The 17,553-nt window shown below is 73.7% G+C and carries 12 protein-coding genes; 6 read left to right on the top strand and 6 right to left on the bottom strand.

From position 1 onward, the window contains the following. Window positions 1–106: 106 nt before the first annotated feature. The gene (locus O7625_RS01265) at window positions 107–1,849 is read left to right on the top strand and encodes a substrate-binding domain-containing protein (protein WP_067302981.1); all 1,743 of its coding nucleotides are present in this window, start codon (window positions 107–109) and stop codon (window positions 1,847–1,849) included. 218 nt (window positions 1,850–2,067) lie between these two features. Further along, window positions 2,068–3,555 (top strand): sugar transferase, encoded by a 1,488-nt coding sequence (locus O7625_RS01260; protein ID WP_282343681.1) that lies wholly within the window; start codon window positions 2,068–2,070, stop codon window positions 3,553–3,555. Between the two features lie 110 nt (window positions 3,556–3,665). Here the strand turns inward: O7625_RS01260 and O7625_RS01255 are convergent, their stop codons facing one another. Continuing rightward, on the bottom strand, window positions 3,666–4,799 hold the full coding sequence (locus tag O7625_RS01255; RefSeq protein ID WP_067302985.1) for a PP2C family protein-serine/threonine phosphatase: 1,134 nt from the start codon (window positions 4,797–4,799) through the stop codon (window positions 3,666–3,668). 93 nt (window positions 4,800–4,892) lie between these two features. Here O7625_RS01255 and O7625_RS01250 point away from each other — a divergent pair, with 93 nt between their 5' ends. After that, the gene (locus tag O7625_RS01250) at window positions 4,893–5,405 is read left to right on the top strand and encodes a MarR family transcriptional regulator (protein WP_282346768.1); all 513 of its coding nucleotides are present in this window, start codon (window positions 4,893–4,895) and stop codon (window positions 5,403–5,405) included. A gap of 95 nt (window positions 5,406–5,500) precedes the next feature. Here the strand turns inward: O7625_RS01250 and O7625_RS01245 are convergent, their stop codons facing one another. Together O7625_RS01245 and O7625_RS01240 are read right to left on the bottom strand one after the other, a co-directional pair. Then, entirely contained in the window at window positions 5,501–7,138 is a 1,638-nt protein-coding gene (locus O7625_RS01245; protein WP_282343679.1) for a PP2C family protein-serine/threonine phosphatase, read from the bottom strand. A gap of 163 nt (window positions 7,139–7,301) precedes the next feature. Beyond that, entirely contained in the window at window positions 7,302–8,564 is a 1,263-nt protein-coding gene (locus O7625_RS01240) for an ROK family protein (protein WP_282343678.1), read from the bottom strand. A 65-nt stretch (window positions 8,565–8,629) separates the two neighbouring features. Here O7625_RS01240 and xylA point away from each other — a divergent pair, with 65 nt between their 5' ends. The 3 genes from xylA to O7625_RS01225 all read left to right on the top strand — a co-directional run bounded on the left by xylA (window position 8,630) and on the right by O7625_RS01225 (window position 12,935). Continuing rightward, on the top strand, window positions 8,630–9,817 hold the full coding sequence (gene xylA / locus O7625_RS01235) for a xylose isomerase (protein ID WP_282343677.1): 1,188 nt from the start codon (window positions 8,630–8,632) through the stop codon (window positions 9,815–9,817). Between the two features lie 11 nt (window positions 9,818–9,828). Continuing rightward, the gene (gene xylB, locus O7625_RS01230) at window positions 9,829–11,364 is read left to right on the top strand and encodes a xylulokinase (RefSeq protein ID WP_282343675.1); all 1,536 of its coding nucleotides are present in this window, start codon (window positions 9,829–9,831) and stop codon (window positions 11,362–11,364) included. Between the two features lie 158 nt (window positions 11,365–11,522). Next, window positions 11,523–12,935: an MFS transporter gene (locus O7625_RS01225; RefSeq protein ID WP_282343673.1), complete on the top strand. Its 1,413-nt coding sequence runs from the start codon at window positions 11,523–11,525 to the stop codon at window positions 12,933–12,935. 762 nt (window positions 12,936–13,697) lie between these two features. Here O7625_RS01225 and O7625_RS01220 read toward each other — a convergent pair. From O7625_RS01220 to O7625_RS01210, 3 genes are all read right to left on the bottom strand, one after another. Beyond that, window positions 13,698–15,329: a glycoside hydrolase family 13 protein gene (locus tag O7625_RS01220; protein ID WP_089004361.1), complete on the bottom strand. Its 1,632-nt coding sequence runs from the start codon at window positions 15,327–15,329 to the stop codon at window positions 13,698–13,700. 113 nt (window positions 15,330–15,442) lie between these two features. After that, complete coding sequence (locus tag O7625_RS01215) at window positions 15,443–16,516, bottom strand: LacI family DNA-binding transcriptional regulator (RefSeq protein WP_282346767.1); 1,074 nt, start codon at window positions 16,514–16,516, stop codon at window positions 15,443–15,445. Window positions 16,517–16,587: 71 nt separating this feature from the next. Further along, a complete protein-coding gene (locus O7625_RS01210; RefSeq protein WP_067302997.1) occupies window positions 16,588–17,553 on the bottom strand; it encodes a carbohydrate ABC transporter permease in 966 nt (321 codons plus the stop codon).

Here is a 17,553-nt window from a genome sequence, read left to right as displayed (position 1 = left end):
GCCAAATTAGTGATCAACTGTTTCTCCTGCGTAACTTTCGTCCGAACGGTCATGGCAGAAAGCGAACGAGATACGCAAGATGGTCAGCGTGTCTGGCCGCCATCGCATGCGAACAAGTATCCGTGGAGCAGGCGCCGCCGCGGCGGCGACCGCGCTCGTCGTCGTGGTCGGCGGCTCCTGGGTCGGTTACCAGCAGTTGGCCGGACCGTCCTGTTCCGGTGAGATCCAGCTCGGCGTGGCCGCCGCGCCCGAGGTCGCCCCGGCCGTCGAGGGGGCGGCGGCCCAGTGGGTGGCCGACGGGGCGGCGGTCGGTGGCACCTGCATCAAGGTGAACGTCACCGCCTCCGAGCCGGTCGAGGTGGCCGCCGCGGTGGCCAGCAAGCACGGGGCCAGCCTCGCCGGGGTGGGGCAGGCGAGCGGCACCGCGGTCACCCCCGACGTCTGGATCCCCGACTCGTCGACCTGGCTGCTGCGCCTCAAGAGCGGCGGCGCCACCGCGTTCGCCCCGGGCAACGGGGCCTCGATCGCCCGCAGCCCGGTCGTGGTGGCCGTGCCGCAGCCGGTGGCTACCACCAAGTTCGGCTGGCCCGACAAGAAGCTCACCTGGAACGACATGCTGCGGGCCGTCCGCAGCGACAAGCCGCTGCGGGCCGGCATCGTCGAGCCGACCCAGGACGCCGCCGGGCTCTCCGGTCTGCTCTCCCTGACCGCCGCCGCCAGTGGTGGCGGCGGCGACGCCCAGCAGGCCACCACGGCCGCCCTGCGGGCGCTGGCCACCGGCCGTTCCGCACTGCGGCAGGACCTGCTGGCCCGGTTCCCGCGCTCCAACGACCCGACGTCCATCGCCAGCGCGCTCGGTGCCGCCGCGCTCTCCGAGGAAGACGTCATCGCGTACAACAACACCAAGCCGCCGATCCCGCTGGCCGCGCTCTACCTGGAGCCGTCGCCGATGCCGTTGGACTACCCGTACGCGGTGCTCCCCGGGATCGACCAGGCCAAGTCGTCGGCCGCGAAGGTGCTCTTCGAACTGCTCACCACGCAGGGCTTCAAGAACCGGCTGGCCGTCCAGTCGTTGCGCGCCCCGGACGGCAACTGGGGTGACGGCTTCAAGGCCCCGCCGGGTGCGCCGAGCCCGGCCGGTGGCGGTACGGCGGTGCCCCCGTCGGGCGGGACCGCCGCCGGTGGCCTGGACCCGGTGGCGATAGACCGTGCGGTCTCCGGCTGGTCGATCGCCACCCAGTCCGGGCGGATGCTCTGCGTCATCGACGTCTCCGGCTCGATGAAGACCCCCGTCCCGTCGGCCAACAACGCCAGCCGGGAACAGGTGACCGTGGCGGCGGCCAGCCGGGGCCTGAACCTCTTCGACGACTCCTGGTCGATCGGGCTGTGGACCTTCTCCACCGAGCTGGTCGGCTCGCGGGACTGGCGGGAGATCGAGCCGATCAACCCGCTCTCCGGCAACCGGGGCAAGCTGGAGCAGGGGCTCGCGGGAATCCGCCCGTCCAGCGGCGACACCGGCCTGTACGACACCATGCTGGCGGCCTACAAGAACGTCCGGGACGGCTGGGAGCCAGGCCGGGTGAACTCGGTGGTGCTCTTCACCGACGGCAAGAACGAGGACAAGAACGGCATCTCGCAGTCCGCTCTGGTCAGCCGGCTCAAGGAGCTCAACGACCCGGAGCGGCCGGTGCAGGTGGTCATCATCGGTATCGGTAGCGAGGTCTCCAAGACCGAACTCCAGTCGATCACCAACGTCACCGGTGGCGGCGCGTTCGTCACCGAGGACCCGTCCAAGATCGGTGACATCTTCCTGAAGGCCATCGCGCTGCGTCCGAACGCACCCCGCTGAGCCCTTGCACAGTGCACATAGGCCACCGCATTCGGTGAGAATTGGTGCGGCGGTGGGATTTCTCCATCTCAGCGGCGAAAGAAAACTGACAGTAATGCGTCCGAAGCAATAGGTGAGCATCATTGTGGGGCAGGATGTCGGGAGCGCTCCGGCCGGCGGCCCTCTCCAGAGGTGAGCATCGGGCTCGGAGCCGACCAGTGTGATGTGGGGGAGGTTGGGTGACCTCGGCGACGCTGTCCACGCCTGTCCGCACCCCGTCGTCGGCGCCCGGTGGCCGGTCGACGGGTACCCGGTCCCGGGCGAGCCAACGGGGCTACGTACGAACGCTGGTGGTGCTGGACACCGCCGTGCTGTCGTTCGCCGTCCTCGCCGGCTACGCCACCCGGTTCGGCGACGCGGTGCCGCGCGGCTCCGAGATCCCGTACGTGCTGGTCGCGCCGGCCCTGGTGCTGGTCTGGCTGATCTCGCTGAAGGCGCTGCGCTGCTACGACGACCGGGTGCTCGGCTACGGCGCGGACGAGTACCGCCGGGTCAGCGGGGCCAGCATGCGCCTCGCCGGTGGGGTGGCCATCGCCGGCTACATCTTCGACGTCGGGGTCTCCCGGGGCTTCCTCGGCATCTCCTTCGCCGTCGGCACGGTGGGCCTGGTGGCCACCCGGTTCGCCGCCCGCAAGGCACTGCACCGGGCCCGCTGCCGGGGTGACGGTTGGTCCCGCCGGGTCCTGGTGGTGGGGGACACCGCGCACGTGCTGGAGCTGGTGCACACCCTGCGGCGGGAGCCCTACGCCGGCTACGCCGTGGTCGGCGCGTGCATCCCCGACGCCCTGCTCGCCCCGGTGCCGCAGCGGCTCAGCGACGTACCGGTGGTGGGCTCCCTGCGGGGCATCCCGGAGGCGGCCTGCGCGATCGGCGCGGACACCGTGGCGGTCACCGCGTCCGGTGAGCTGACCGCGACCCGGCTGCGCCGGCTGGGCTGGCAGTTGGAGGGCACCGGAATCGACCTGGTCGTCGCGCCCGCCCTCACCGACGTCGCCGGTCCCCGGATCCACACCCGGCCGGTGGCCGGTCTGCCGCTGATCCACGTCGAGGCGCCCGAGTTCCGGGGTGCCCGCAAGGTGGTCAAGGAGTTCGTCGACCGCTCCGCCGCCGCGCTGGCGCTGGCGCTGCTGCTGCCGCTGGTGGCGGTGATCGCGCTGGCCGTCAAGCTGGACAGCCGGGGGCCGGTGCTGTTCCGGCAGACCCGGGTGGGGCAGGGCGGCCGGGAGTTCGGGGTGCTGAAGTTCCGCACCATGGTGGTCAACGCCGACGCCCTCCTCGCCGAGCTGGTCGCCCGCAACGAGACCAATGGGCTGATGTTCAAGATGCGCGACGACCCGCGGGTCACCCGGATCGGGCGGCTGCTGCGCAAGTGGTCGCTCGACGAGCTGCCCCAACTGGTCAACGTGCTGCTCGGCCAGATGAGCCTGGTCGGCCCCCGCCCGCCGCTGCCCTCCGAGGTGGCCCGCTACGACGGCGACGTGGCCCGCCGGCTGCTGGTCAAGCCCGGCATGACCGGCCTCTGGCAGGTCAGTGGCCGGTCCGACCTGAGCTGGGAGGACGGCATCCGGCTGGATCTCTACTACGTGGAGAACTGGTCGCTCGCCGCCGACCTGACCATCCTGTGGAAGACCTTCGGCGCGGTGCTGCGGGGCCGCGGGGCCTACTGACCCCCGACCCCGCCGCCCGGCGTCGGACCGGCCTTGTCCGGCGTCGGAGCGACCCGGCCCGGCGTCGGAGCGACCCCGCCCGGCGTCGGACCGGACCCGCCCGGACCGGTTCACGGCTGCGGGCCGGTCCAGTCCAGGCAGACCACCACCGCGTCGTCGATCAGGTCACCGGCGACGAAGGCACGCAGGTCGCCGATGAGCGAGCGGACCGCGTCCAACGGCGTCATCGGGCCGGTCCGCCGCAGGAAACGGTCCAGCGCCGTCTCCCCGTAGCGGACGTGCTGGTCGGTCGCGTCGATCACACCGTCGCTGAGCACGAAGAGCCGGTCGTCACGGCGCAGGTCGAAGCGCTGCGCCCGGTAGTCGGTGTCCTCGAACATGCCCAGCGGGAACTGCTTGTCCAGCGTCTGCTCGCTGACCTCGCCGCCCCGCAGCAGCACCAGCCTCGGCGAGCCGGCGTCCACCACCGTCAACACCCCGGAGGCCAGGTCCAGCTCCATCACCAGGGCGGACAGGTGCTGCTCGCCCCGGTGCAGGGCGTAGATCGCCTGGTCGGCCAGGGCGACCTGGTCGGCGAGGTCGAGCCCGCCCCGGCGCGCGTTGCGCAGGGCGTGGGTGGCCAGCGCGGTGAGCATCGAGGCGGCCACCCCCTCACCCGTGCCGTTGATGGTCGACAACCACAACCGGTCACCGTCGTCGGACCAGTCGAAGCTGTCCCCGCGCACCGCGTACGCCGGTTCGAGCTGGCCGGCGAGGCGGAACGAGGGCCGGTCCCGACTGCGCCCCGGCAGCAGCTCCCACTGCATCTCGGCGGCCAGGGTGAGCCGGCGGGCCCGGCGGGAGGCGCGGTAGACGTCGGTGCCGGCGGTGACCGCGGCCAGCTCGTGCCCCAGGGCGGTGGCGATGCGGGTCAGCTCCCCGACGGTCGTCCGGTCGTCCGGCACCGGGCTCAACCGCAGCACTCCGCGCCGTTCACCCCGCATCCCGACCGGGAACCAGCCGGTGCCGTCGACGAGCACCGGCTGCTGGTGGTCGAAGCAGCGCCAGGCCGGGTGGCCGGGTGCGGTCAGCGGCTCGCCGTCCCCGAGCGGCAGCAGCACCGACAGCCGGTAGTCGACCTGGAACAGCTCCACCCCGGTGATCCGGTGGGACCGTGCCAGCTCGTCGGCGAGCCGGTCCAGCAACAGGTCCGCCGGTGCCTCGGTCAGCACCCGGCGGGCCTGGGCCTCGCCTCCGCTGGTCATCACGCCTCCTGACAGCGTAGATCCCCTGGTAAGGGGGGTAGTCTCAAGCTCACCATGGCCGAAGAAAATGGTCCGCACGGACCAGACGTGAGTATGGTCGCCGAGCTGGACGCCGCGACGGGAGCCCTGCTGTCGGTCTGGGAGGCGGCCCGGGAGAGCACCACCAGCCGGCTGTCCAGCGCGCAGCTGCGCGCCGTCATGGCGGTCGAACGGCACGACGGGATCAACCTGCGCCGGCTCGCCACCCTGCTGGACATGCTGCTCTCGTCGGCGAGCCGGCTCTGCGACCGGTTGGTCGCCGCCGGCATGTTGGAGCGGGAGCCGGGTCGGGTGGACCGGCGGGAGATCGCCCTGCACCTGACCCCGGAGGCGGCTCGCCTCCTCGCCGAGTTGCGCCGGGACCGCCGGCAGCGGCTCGCCGAGGTGCTGGCCGAGATGAGCGGCGAGGGACGACAGGCGTTGCTGCACGGTCTGGTGGAGTTCGACCGGGTGGCGCGGGCGCGCAGGCGGGGCACCGGCCCGGTGGCCGACTTCCGGACGGCGGCACCCCCGCCGGTCCGTCCCCGCCGTTCCCCGGACGGCCCGTCGGCGGTCCGCTCGGCCTGACCCCGGTCCGTCCGGCCCGTCGGCGGTCCGCTCGGCCTGACCCCGGTCCGTCCGACCCGTCGGCGGTCCGCTCGGCCTGACCCCGACGGAGCCGGTCAGGCACCGTCGGCCGCGCAGATGGCCAGCATCGCGATGTCGTCGCGGCTCTCTCCGCCCAGCCACTCGTCGACCAGGCGCAACAGCCGGTCGACCACGGTGCCGGGCGGCAGCCCGGAGAGGGTGGCGAGCGCCCGGCGCAACCGGTGCTCACCGAACATCTCGACCGCCGCCGCGCCGCCGCGGGCCTCGGTCACCCCGTCGGTGTACGCCAACAGCAGCTCCCCCGGGGCGAGCCGGACCTCGGCCTGGGCGAAGGTCGCCGAGGCGAACGCCCCGATCGGCATTCCGCCCACCCGGACCTCGACCACGCTCCCGTCGGCGCGCACCACCAGCGGGGACGGGTGCCCACCACCGGCGACGCGGACCAGCACACCACCGCCGGGCTCCGGCTCGGTGGTGCCCAGCAGCAGGGTGGTGAACTGCCCGCGCCGGGCGGTGTCGGGGAAGTCGAACAGCGCCCGGTTGAGCAGTTCGACGAGTTCCCGGGGGCGCTGCTCGACCAGCCGCAGGGTCTGCAACGACTGGCGGACCCGACCGGTGAGCACGGCCGCGCCGACCCCCTTGCCGCAGACGTCCCCGAGGGCGAACAGCGCGCCGGTGGCGGTGGGGAAGACCTCGTAGAAGTCGCCGCCGATCCGCAGGGTGTCCCCGGCGGCCCGGTAACCGCCGGCGAGGGTGACCCCCGGCACCCGGGGCAGCCGCGGCGGCAGCAGGCTGTGCTGGAGCACCCTGGCCAGGTGCGCCTGCTCGCCGTAGAGCTCGGCGGCGGCGATCGCCGACCCGGCGCGGGCGGTGAACTCCCTGACCAGGCCGATGTCGCGCTGGTCGAAGCCGGCCCGGTCCGCCCGGCGGACCAGGAGCAACGCGCCGACCGGCCCGCCGGCGCTGGGCATCGGGGCGACGAGTACGGCGGCGGGGCGGCCGAAGGTCGTCGGCAGCACGGTGTCCAGCGCCGCCGGGTCGGTGTCGAGCCAGGGAGCACCGGTGGTCTCGCCCCCGAGCGCCTCGCCGAGCCGGGGGACCGCACCGGCCAGCTCCGCGCCGCCGGGCACCTCGACCGGGCCGGGTTCGCCGTCGGTGTACCGGAGCCAGCTCGGCGGGTCTCCGCCGGCGTGCGGAGGGCGGTGCACGACCAGTGCGGCGTCTGCCAGGTAGGGCACCGGCAGGGTGACCACGGCCTGCAACGTCTGCTCCCGGTGCAGGGAGAGGCCGAGCCGGCTGCCGGCGCGGGCCAGGAACGCGGTGCGGTGCCGTTCGGCGAGCAGCGCGTCGGCACGGGCCTGGTCGTCGGTGACGTCCCGCACGTACCAGGCGTAGCCACCGGCGGCCAGGGGACGGCAGGTGCCCCGTAACCGGCGGCCGTGGTGCTCGGCGTCGAACGTCCCGGTGCCCTGGGCGACCGCCCGGGCGAGTGCCGGCACGCCGCCACGGGCCAGGTCGGTGCCGGGGGGCAGCTCCGGGAGCAGCCGTCCGGCCATCGCGTTGGTCAGGGTGACCCGCCCGGCGTGGTCGGTGGTGAGCACCGCCTCGGCGAGGCCGTCGAGCAGCTCACGGGCGAGGTGCGGGTCGTTCGGTGCCGGTCGGCCCGGTGGCGGGTCGGCCGGCGTACGCGCCGTCCGGGCGGCTGCGCTCACCGGGCCGACGGACCCGTCCCGGTGGGTCGCCGTCACCGCCGGTGGCCGGGCGCGTCGGCCTGTCGACCTTTGCGCATGCTGGAAGTGCTCTCCTCGGTGGAAAATCGTTGCCGGAGGGAAAGCGTACCGAGGCGGGGCGACGATCGCCCAGCACCCGGTGGGTTCAGCCGGGGCGGGACAGCCACCCGGAGGGGCGGGCGATGATCCGACGGACCACCGAACCGGCCCCGCCGACGGCGGCGGACTCGGCACCGAGCGCCGCCGGACGGACCGTCACCGGGGACCAGCCGCTGGTGAGCACCCGGTCGTCGAGTTCGGCCAGCACCGGCGGGCACAGCCACGGCGCGAGGGTCGCGTATCCGCCGCCGAGCACGACGGTGTCCAGGTCGAGCAGGTTCACCACGCCGGAGACGGCGACCCCGAGGGCGGTGCCGGCGGACCGGAGCGCGGCGAGCGTGGCCGGATCGCCGGAACCGGCCAGGTCGGCCAGCCGGTGGGCGGCGGTGTCGGCGGGCAGGTCCGCGCCGGCCAGCCCGGCCGCCGCCAGCACGGCCTCCTGCCCGGCGTACGTCTCCAGGCAGCCCCGGGCGCCGCAGCGACAGGTGGGGCCGCCCGGATCCACCGGTACGTGGCCCAGCTCGCCGCTCCAGCCCCGCGAGCCCCGGAACAGCGCACCGTCGAGCACGATCCCGGCACCGATGCCGATCTCGCCGGAGACGTGCAGGAAACTCTCCGGTCCGCCCGGGCGGGCGTGCAGTTCGCCCAGCGCGGCGAGGTTCGCCTCGTTCTCCACCACCAGCGGCGGCACCCCGTCGACCGGGGCGGTGAGGGCGGGGTGACCGGCGAGCAGGGCCGGCACGTCGACGTCCCGCCAGCCGAGGTTGGGGGCGAGCCGGACCAGCCCCCGGGAGTCGACCAGCCCCGGCACGGCCAGGGCCGCCCCGGCCAGTCCGAGCCCGGCGGCGTCGGCGACGGCGTGCGCCCGCCGGGCCAGGGCGACCAGGGCGGTGAGCGCGTCGGCGGGGGAGAGCGGGCGCAGGTCGAGCCGGCGTACCTCGTGGTGCCGGACCGCTCCGGTGAGGTCGACCACGCAGGCGGCCAGGTAGTCGACGTTGACCTCGAGGCCGAGCCCGGCCGGGCCGGTGTCGCCGAGCAGCAGCCCGCGGGCGGGTCGGCCGGCGCCGGTGCGGGGCGCGGGGTCGGCCTCGGTGACCAGTCGGCCGGCGATGAGGTCGTCGACGACGGCCGACACGGTGGCCCGGGTCAGTCCGGTGTCGGCAGCGATCTCGGCCCGGGAGGGCGGCCGGGCGGTGTTGGCGATCCGCCGCAGCACCACGGCGAGGTTGAGTTCGCGCAGGCTTCCCTGGCGGACCGCGCCGGCGGTCCGGGTGTCGGTCACCCCTTGACAGTGCCACAGCCCGGCCATTTAATTCAACCACTGAACAAATTGCGTCACCACACCACCGCCACCATCATTACCGGAGGTCTGCCATGGCACCCCGTCCCACTCCCGCCGACAAGTTCTCCTTCGGGCTCTGGACGGTGGGCTGGCAGGCCCGTGACCCGTTCGGTGACGCCACCCGCCCCGAGCTGGACGCCGTCGAGGCGGTGCACCGGCTCGCCGAGCTGGGCGCGTACGGCATCACCTTCCACGACGACGACCTGATCCCGTTCGGCGCCGACAACGCCGCCCGGGAGGCCCAGCTCGCCCGGTTCCGCAAGGCGCTCGACGAGACCGGCCTGGTCGTGCCGATGGTCACCACCAACCTCTTCACCCACCCGGTGTTCAAGGACGGCGGCTTCACCAGCAACGACCGCGACGTCCGCCGCTACGCGCTGCGCAAGGTGCTGCGCAACGTCGACCTCGCCGCCGACCTGGGTGCCAAGACCTTCGTCATGTGGGGCGGCCGGGAGGGCTCCGAGTACGACGTGGCCAAGGACATCCGGGCCGCGCTGGACCGCTACCGCGAGGCCGTCGACGTGCTCTGCCAGTACGTCGTCGACCAGGGCTACGACCTGCGGTTCGCCATCGAGCCCAAGCCGAACGAGCCGCGCGGTGACATCCTGCTCCCCACCGTCGGCCACGCGCTGGCGTTCATCTCCGAGCTGGAGCGCCCCGAGATGGTCGGCCTCAACCCGGAGGTCGGGCACGAGCAGATGGCCGGCCTCAACTACGCCCACGGCATCGCCCAGGCGCTCTGGCAGGGCAAGCTGTTCCACCTCGACCTCAACGGCCAGCGGGGCATCAAGTACGACCAGGACCTGGTCTTCGGCCACGGTGACCTGATGAACGCGTTCGCCCTGGTCGACCTGCTGGAGAACGGCGGCCTCAACGGCGGCCCGGCGTACGACGGCCCGCGTCACTTCGACTACAAGCCCTCCCGCACCGAGGACATCGCCGGGGTGTGGGCGTCGGCCGAGGCCAACATGGCGACCTACCTGCTGCTCAAGGAGCGGGCCGCGGCGTTCCGGGCCGACCCGGAGGTGGTCGAGGCGCTCGCCGCCAGCAAGGTCGGCGAGCTGGCCAGCCCCACGCTGGGCGAGGGTGAGGGCTACGCCGGGCTGCTCGCCGACCGGTCCGCGTTCGAGGAGTTCGACGTGGACGCGACGGCCGCCAAGGGCTTCGGCTTCGTCCGGCTCAACCAGCTCGCCGTCGAGCACCTGCTCGGCGCACGCTGAGGCGGGCCGGCATGCCGCTCGTCGCCGGGGTGGACTCGTCCACCCAGTCCTGCAAGGTGGTGATCCGGGACGCCGAGACCGGCGCGCTGGTCCGGCAGGGCCGCGCGCCGCACCCGGACGGCACCGAGGTCGACCCACGGGCCTGGTGGGATGCCCTGCTGGCCGCCGTCGAGGCGGCCGGCGGGCTGGCCGACGTGGTGGCCGTGTCGGTCGCCGGCCAGCAGCACGGCATGGTCTGCCTGGACGGGTCGGGCGAGGTGGTCCGGCCGGCGCTGCTGTGGAACGACACCCGGTCGGCCGACGCCGCCCGGGAGCTGATCGCCGAGGCCGGCGACGGGGAGACCGGCCGCCGGTTCTGGGCCGACGCGGTCGGCCTGGTCCCGGTGGCCAGCTTCACCGCCACCAAGCTGCGCTGGCTGGCCCGGCACGAGCCGGAGCACGCCGACCGGGTCGCCGCCGTCTGCCTGCCGCACGACTGGCTGACCTGGCGGTTGGCGGGTGCCCCCGGCCTGGCGGCGCTGCGCACCGACCGGGGCGACGCCAGTGGCACCGGCTACTGGTCCCCGGCGACCGGTCAGTACCGCCCCGACCTGCTGGAGAAGGCGTTCGGTCGGGTCGTCGAGGTGCCCACGGTGCTCGGCCCGGCCGAGCGGGCCGGCGTGCTCGACCCGGCCGTCCTGCCCGCCGGCCCGGCGGCCCCGGTCGGGGCCGCCGGCCCCGGCAGCGGGGAGATCCGGCCCGGCACCGACACCGGGGAGATCGTGCTCGGCCCCGGCACCGGGGACAACGCCGCAGCCGCGCTGGGCGTGGGGGCCGGTCCGGGCGACGTGGTGGTCTCGATCGGCACCTCCGGCACGGTCTTCGCGGTGGCGGACACCCCGGCCGCCGACGCCGGTGGCGCGGTGGCCGGCTTCGCCGACGCGACGGGCCGGTTCCTGCCGCTGGTCTGCACGCTCAACGCGGCCCGGGTGCTCGACTCGGCGGCGACGCTGCTCGGCGTCGACCTCGACGAGCTGTCCGCGCTGGCACTGGACGCCCCGCCCGGGGCGGACGGCCTGGTCATGGTGCCCTATCTGGAGGGGGAGCGGACCCCGGACCGCCCCACCGCCACCGGCTCGGTGCACGGGCTGACCCTGCGCACCGCCACCCCGGCCCACCTGGCCCGGGCGGCGGTGGAGGGGATGCTCTGCGCGCTGGCCGACGGGCTCGACGCGCTGGTCGCCCAGGGGGCCACGGTCGAGCGGGTGATCCTGGTCGGCGGCGGGGCCCGCTCGGCAGCGGTCCGCCGGATCGCACCGCAGGTCTTCGGCCGTCCGGTGGTCGTCCCCCCGCCCGGGGAGTATGTCGCGGACGGCGCGGCCCGCCAGGCCGCCTGGGTCGCCCTGGGCGGGGAGCAGCCGCCCACCTGGGCGGTGCAGGACACCGAGGAGTACGTGGCGGAGCCCGTCCCCGCCATCCGGCAGCGGTACGCCGAGGCCCGCGACCACGTCCTCGACCGGGTCGCCCCGGCCGGGAAGCCCGACGAGGTGGGCGCGGCCGGGGAGTGAGTCCCCCGAACGACGTCGCCGGCCGGTGACCGACGCACGGGGGTCGGTCACCGGTCGACGACCGGGGCCGCCCCCGGTGGGCCGGTCACCGGGGCGGTGCCGCCGCTCCGGCGGGGGCGCTCGTGGGACCGGCAGCCCCACCTGGTTGGCTGCCGGACATGACCGGTAGCAGGTTCCCCCGGCGCGGGAACGCGGCGCACCGCATCTACAGCGTCGTGGTGTTCGTGGTGCTCGCCTCGCTGGACAACGTGGCGATCGGCCTGGTGCCCCCGTTGTACGGGCCGATCTCCGGCGCGCTGGGGGTGCCGCAGCGGATGCTCGGCCTGGTCACGGCGGTGAGCTTCCTGGTCAGCGCGGTCGCGGCGGTGGGCTGGGCGTACGTCGGGGACCGGGGCAACCGCAAGCCGCTGCTGATGGTGGGCACGCTGGTCTGGGCGGCCGGCACCGGCGGCAGCGCGCTCGCCACCGGCTTCCCGACCTTCCTCGCCGCGCAACTGGTCGCCGCGGTCGGGTTGGGCGCGGTCGGCTCGGTCGGGTTCTCCGTGGTCACCGATCTGATCTCGCCGCGCCGACGGGGCCTGGTGATGAGCTTCTGGGGGCTGTCCCAGGGGGTCGGCACGCTGGCCGGCACGCTCACCGGCGGGCTGCTCGGCGCCGCCGACTGGCGACGCCCGTTCCTGCTGCTCACCGTGGTCGGCCTGGCCGCCACGGTGGCCTACCTGCTGACGTACGACATCCGGCGCGGGCAGAGCGAGCCGGAGCTGGCCGGGGCGATCGACGCCGGCGTCGAGTACGACTACCGGATCACCCGGGCCGACCTGCCGCGCATCCTGGGCCGGCGGACCAACCGGTGGCTGATCCTCCAGGGGCTCACCGCGCAGGCGGCGTTCGGCTCGCTGGTGTGGCTGCCGGTGCTGTTCGCCGAGCGGGCGCAGGAGCAGGGCTACTCGGCGGCGACGGCGGTGGTGGTGGGCAGCGTCTTCGCCACCCTCTTCCAGCTCGGCGGGGTGTTCTCCATCGTCGGCGGGCTGGTCGGGGACGCGCTGCAACGGCGTACCCCGAGGGGCCGGGCGCTGGTCGCGGCGGTGGGTGTGCTCGCGGCGCTGCCGTTCTACCTGGTGCTGTTCTTCGTGCCGATCCGGATCGACGTGCCCGACGGAGGCGGCACCGGCGCGGTGGTGGGTGCCGTGCTGGCCAGCGTGGTGACCGAGCCGACGGTCGGGCTGAGCCTGCTGACCGCCCTGCTGGCGTTGGCGCTGACCTCGGCGAACTCGCCGAACTGGTTCGCCCTGATCGCCGACGTCAACCCGCCCGAGCACCGGGGCACCGTGTACAGCCTGGGCAACCTGGTGAACGGGGTCGGTCGGGCGGCCGGCAACGGGCTGGTCGGGGCGGTCTTCCACAGCCTGCGGGCGGCCTTCCCGCCGCCGCTCAACTACGCCGTCGGGCTGGCCGCGTTCCAGCTCTTCTTCATCCCCACCGGGCTGATGTACTGGCTGGCCTCCCGCACCTCGCCGCACGACATCGAGGCGGTACGCGAGCTGCTGCACCACCGCGCCGACCGCCACTGAACCACCTCCCGCGTCGGTCTGGCTGGTCTGGCTCGTTTGGGCTGGTCTGGCACGACTGCCGCGCGGCGCTTCGCAGCCGTCGGCGAATGCCCCCGGCGGTGTGCGGATTCGTCACGGTCGCCTTCCGGGACCATGGATACGTCGGTCGCGCCCGCGGGCCTCAACGTCTGCCGTCGGGCGACGTGCGGGCCTCTTCACCGTCGCTTCCGGGAGGCCATGGTTACCCGGTCGCATCCTTTCGAGCTGATGACGTTGACGAATCACCTGTCAAGGCGGAGCCCGCCGGTCGACTGGTGTACCGGTCGACCGGCGGGCTGGGTCAGGGCTGGAGTGGTGGCGGACCGCACTTCGGAAGCCGGCTATGGAGCTTCAAGATCCTATTGCGATTTGAAGCACTCTCGCCGGCGTGTCGTCTGCAATCCGGCAACTTGATCATGGGTCGAGCCTGGCCACCGACTCCCACCCGTGAGTCGTTAACGTCATCAGCTCGAAAGGATGCGACCGGCACTACCGAGGTGCCACGTTCCGCGGGTTCACCTGCCGCCCGACACCGACCCACCGGCGCCAGCCCCACAGCGGCAGCGGCCGAGCGCTCCGCGCCTGCCCCCTGGCCCCTGGCCCAGCACCGGCCCCACTCGCCGTGCTGGCAGCGGCCGGGCGCCCTGCAACGGGGGCCGGGCAATGGCACCGGCCAGGCGCCGCACCCGGTCGAGGCACCGGCACGGGTTCAGCGCCGTGCCGGTGCCTCGACCGGCGAGTCGGTCAGTGGCGGACCCAGACCGTCACGTCGGTGGGCACCCGGCCGTCGGCGTCCAGCGGGGCGCTGCCGTGCAGCAGCTCCCCGGCCGGCGGCGGCACCGCGGCGGCCCCGAAGTTGGTCAGCACGGTCAGTCCGCCGTTGCGGAAGACCAGCGTCTCGTCGCCGGAGGAGAGCCATTCCAGGGTGCCCCGCCCCAGGCCGTGCTCGCGGCGCAGCCGCAACGCGGTGCGGTACGTCTCGTAGGTCGAGCCGGCCACCCCCTGCTGCCGGTCCAGCGCGTACTCGGCCCACAGCGACGGCTGCGGCAGCCAGCTGGCGTCGGTCGGGCCGAAGCCGTACGACGGGGCGTCGGCCTCCCACGGGATCGGCACCCGGCAGCCGTCCCGGCCGCGCTGGGTGTGCCCGCTGCGTTCCCAGGTCGGGTCCTGCCGGGCCTCGTCGGGCAGCGTGGTGTGCTCCGGGAGCCCCAGCTCCTCGCCCTGGTAGAGGTAGGCCGAGCCGGGCAGGGCCAGCATCAGCAGGGTGGCCGCCCTGGCCCGGCGCAGGCCCAGCGCGGCGTCCGGCTGCGGGTCGCCGATGCCGATGCCGTTGGGTCGGCCGCCCTTGGCCGACAGGCCCATCCGGGAGGCGTGCCGGATGACGTCGTGGTTGGAGAGCACCCAGGTGGTGGGGGCGCCGACGGCGTCGGTGGCCTCCAGCGAGCGGGTGATCACCGCGTACTGGGCGGGGGCCGTCCACGCGGCGAGCAGGTACTCGAAGTTGAACGCCTGGTGCATCTCGTCGGGGCGGACGTAGCGGGCGATCCGCTCGGCCGGCTCCACCCACGCCTCGGCGACCAGGATCCGGTCGCCGTCGTAGGAGTCCAGCACCCGCCGCCAGTCCCGGTAGATCTCGTGCACGCCGTCCTGGTCCCACATGGGCGGGCGGGGCTTGTCCGCCTCGTTGCCGGAGAGGATCTCCTGCGGCTCCTCCCAGTTGGCCAGGTCGGCCTGCTTGATCAGGCCGTGCGCCACGTCCACCCGGAAGCCGTCGACGCCCCGGTCCAGCCAGAACCGGAGCACGTCGAGGAACTCGGCGCGGATCTCCGGGTTGTCCCAGTTGAGGTCCGGCTGGGCGGTGTCGAACAGGTGCAGGTACCACTGGCCGGGCCGGCCGTCGGGCTCGACGAGCCGGGTCCAGGCGGGACCGCCGAAGACGCTCTGCCAGTCGTTCGGCGGTTCCGCGCCGTCCGGGCCGAGGCCGTCGCGGAAGACGTACCGGTCCCGTTCCGGGCTGCCGGGGGCGGCGGCGACGGCGGCCTGGAACCACCGGTGCGCCGACGAGGTGTGGTTGGGCACCAGGTCGACGATGACCTTCAACCCCTTGGCCCGGGCCTCGGCGATCAGCGTGTCGGCGTCCGCCAGGCTCCCGAACAGCGGGTCGACGTCGCGGTAGTCGGCGACGTCGTACCCGGCGTCGGCCTGCGGCGACGGGTAGAACGGGGACAGCCAGACGGCGTCGACGCCCAGCTCGGCCAGGTGGCCCAACCGGGCCGTGATGCCGGGCAGGTCACCGATGCCGTCGCCGTCGGAGTCGGCGAAGGAACGCGGGTAGATCTGGTAGATGACGGCCTCGGTCCACCAGCCGGGGGGCACGCCCACGGACTGGTCCTGCTGCCTCGCGTCGGTGTTCAGAGCCTTCTCCCTGTGTCGAGCCGGGTGTCGTGTCGAGCCGGTCGCGTCCTGCCGGACCGTGCGGTCGAATCCGTTCAGTGTGCCCGGGGCGGCGCGGTCGATTCCCGTACCACCAGTCGAGTGGGCAGGATCACCGGCGGGCTCGTCGTGGCGTCGTCGGCACCGGCTCCGCGGGGGGTGGGCACCCGGCCGGCGTACGGCTCGACGGTGCCGGCGACCAGCGGGTCGAGCAGCAGTCGGGCGGCGAGCCGGCCCTGTTCGGCGGCGGGCTGGGCGATGGTGCTCAACCCGAGCACGCCGGACAGGTCGTGGTCGTCCACGCCGATCACGCTGACGTCCTGCGGAACCCGCAGCCCGGCGTCGCGCAGCGCGGTCAGCGCGCCCATCGCGATCTCGTCGCAGGCCGCGAAGATCGCCGTCGGCGGTTCGCCCCGGGCCAGCAGCTCGGTGGTCGCCTGGTTGCCCCCGGCGATGGTGAACTGCGACTCCATGTCCAGGCTGGGGTCGGGGCGCAGACCGGCGTGGCGCAGCGCCTCCTGGTAGCCCCGACGACGGTCGGTGTGGGTGGTGAACGCCAGTTCGTCGGTCGGATCGCCGGAGATGTGGGCGATCCGCCGGTGGCCGAGGTCGAGCAGGTGCCGGGTGGCCGTCCGGGCCGCCGCCACGTCGTCGATCCGGACGCAGGGCCAGCCGGGCACCGTGCTGCCGGAGCTGATGGTGATGCCGGGCAGGTCCAGCTCGGCCAGGGCGGTCAGGTCGGCCGGTCGCAGCGGGGTGGCGACCAGCATGATCGCGTCGACCCGCTTGTGCAGGTTGGCGGTACGCAGCACCCGTTGCCGGACCTGCTCGCGCCCGCCGAGGTTGTAGAGCAGCAGGTCGTAGCCGGCCTGGTGGAGGAACTCCTCGACCGCCTCCACGACGGTGCTGAAGAACCAGCGGGTGATCCGGGGCACCACCACGGCGACCGTGCCGGTCCGGCCGCCGGCCAGCCGGGACGCGCTCGGCGAGACCGCGTACTGGAGCTGTTCGGCGGCGGCGAGCACCCGGCGGCGCGTGGCGGCCGACACCGTCGGCAGGCCGCGCAACGCCCGGGAGACGGTGGCGGTGGAGACCCCGGCCAGCCGGGCCACGTCGTCGATCCTCGTCACGCTGTCGTTCCCCCGCTCCGCGCCGACCTCCCGCCGCCACCCGGTGCTGCCGGGCGGCGGCGGGACGGCCGTCAACCCTTGACGCTGCCGGCGAGCAGGCCGCGCACGAAGAAGCGCTGCAACGACAGGAACACGACCAGCGGTACGACGATCGAGACGAACGCGCCGGCCGTGAGCCGCTGCCACTCGTTGCCCCGGGTGCCGGCCATCTCGGCCAGCCGGACGGTGAGCGGGGCGGTCTCGTTGCCGCCCCCGGCGAAGATCAGCGCGACCAGCAGGTCGTTCCAGACCCAGAGGAACTGGAAGATGCCGAACGCCGCCAGCGCCGGGGTGATCAGCGGCAGCACGATGGTGCGGAAGATCTTGGGGTGGGTGGCCCCGTCGACCCGGGCCGCCTCCATCAGGTCCCGGGGGAGCTGCGAGACGAAGTTGTGCAGCAGGAACACCGCGAAGGGCAGGGCGAAACAGGTGTGCGCGAACCACACCTGGGCGAACTTCTGCTCGTCGACCAGGTTCCAGGCCGGCATCAGCTGCACGCCGGCCACGGTGACCCCGGTGGAGAAGAACTTCAGCAGCGGCACCAGGGCCATCTGCAACGGCACGATCTGCATCGCGAAGATCGCGATGTAGAGCCAGTCCCGTCCCCGGAAGTTGATCCAGGCCAGCGCGTACGCGGCGAGCGAGGCGAAGGCCAGCGGGAACAGCACCGACGGGATGGTGATGGCCAGCGAGTTGATGAAGTAGCTGGCCAGCTGCCCCGACGACGAGGAGGACCCGAAGAGCACGTCCTGGTAGTTCTCCAGGGTGAACTCCGGGTTGGTGAAGAACGTCCACCAGCCGGTGGACTTGATGTCGGCCTCGGGGCGGAACGAGGAGACGAACAGGCCGAAGGTCGGGATCGTCCAGAGCAGCGCGATCACGATCGAGACCAGGGTGGCGGTGCGGCTGTTCAGCCGGTTGCGGACCCGGCCGGCCGTGGTGGTGGGCTTCCCGGCGGCCTGGGCGCCGGCTCCGACGGTGGGCGTGGCGGTGGTCAT

The organism is Micromonospora sp. WMMD714 (assembly GCF_029581315.1).
Classification (GTDB): Bacteria; Actinomycetota; Actinomycetes; order Mycobacteriales; family Micromonosporaceae; genus Micromonospora; species Micromonospora rifamycinica.
This window is presented reverse-complemented; position numbering and strand designations above follow the sequence as displayed.

Excerpts from the sequence above, each read along its gene's own strand:
- O7625_RS01265 (WP_067302981.1), top strand. The coding sequence starts at position 107 with ATGCGAACAAGTATCCGTGGAGCAGGCGCCGCCGCGGCGGCGACCGCG.
- O7625_RS01255 (WP_067302985.1), bottom strand. The coding sequence starts at position 4,799 with ATGACCAGCGGAGGCGAGGCCCAGGCCCGCCGGGTGCTGACCGAGGCA.
- O7625_RS01250 (WP_282346768.1), top strand. The coding sequence starts at position 4,893 with ATGGTCGCCGAGCTGGACGCCGCGACGGGAGCCCTGCTGTCGGTCTGG.
- O7625_RS01240 (WP_282343678.1), bottom strand. The coding sequence starts at position 8,564 with ATGGCCGGGCTGTGGCACTGTCAAGGGGTGACCGACACCCGGACCGCC.
- xylA (WP_282343677.1), top strand. The coding sequence starts at position 8,630 with ATGGCACCCCGTCCCACTCCCGCCGACAAGTTCTCCTTCGGGCTCTGG.
- xylB (WP_282343675.1), top strand. The coding sequence starts at position 9,829 with ATGCCGCTCGTCGCCGGGGTGGACTCGTCCACCCAGTCCTGCAAGGTG.
- O7625_RS01225 (WP_282343673.1), top strand. The coding sequence starts at position 11,523 with ATGACCGGTAGCAGGTTCCCCCGGCGCGGGAACGCGGCGCACCGCATC.
- O7625_RS01210 (WP_067302997.1), bottom strand. The coding sequence starts at position 17,553 with ATGACCACCGCCACGCCCACCGTCGGAGCCGGCGCCCAGGCCGCCGGG.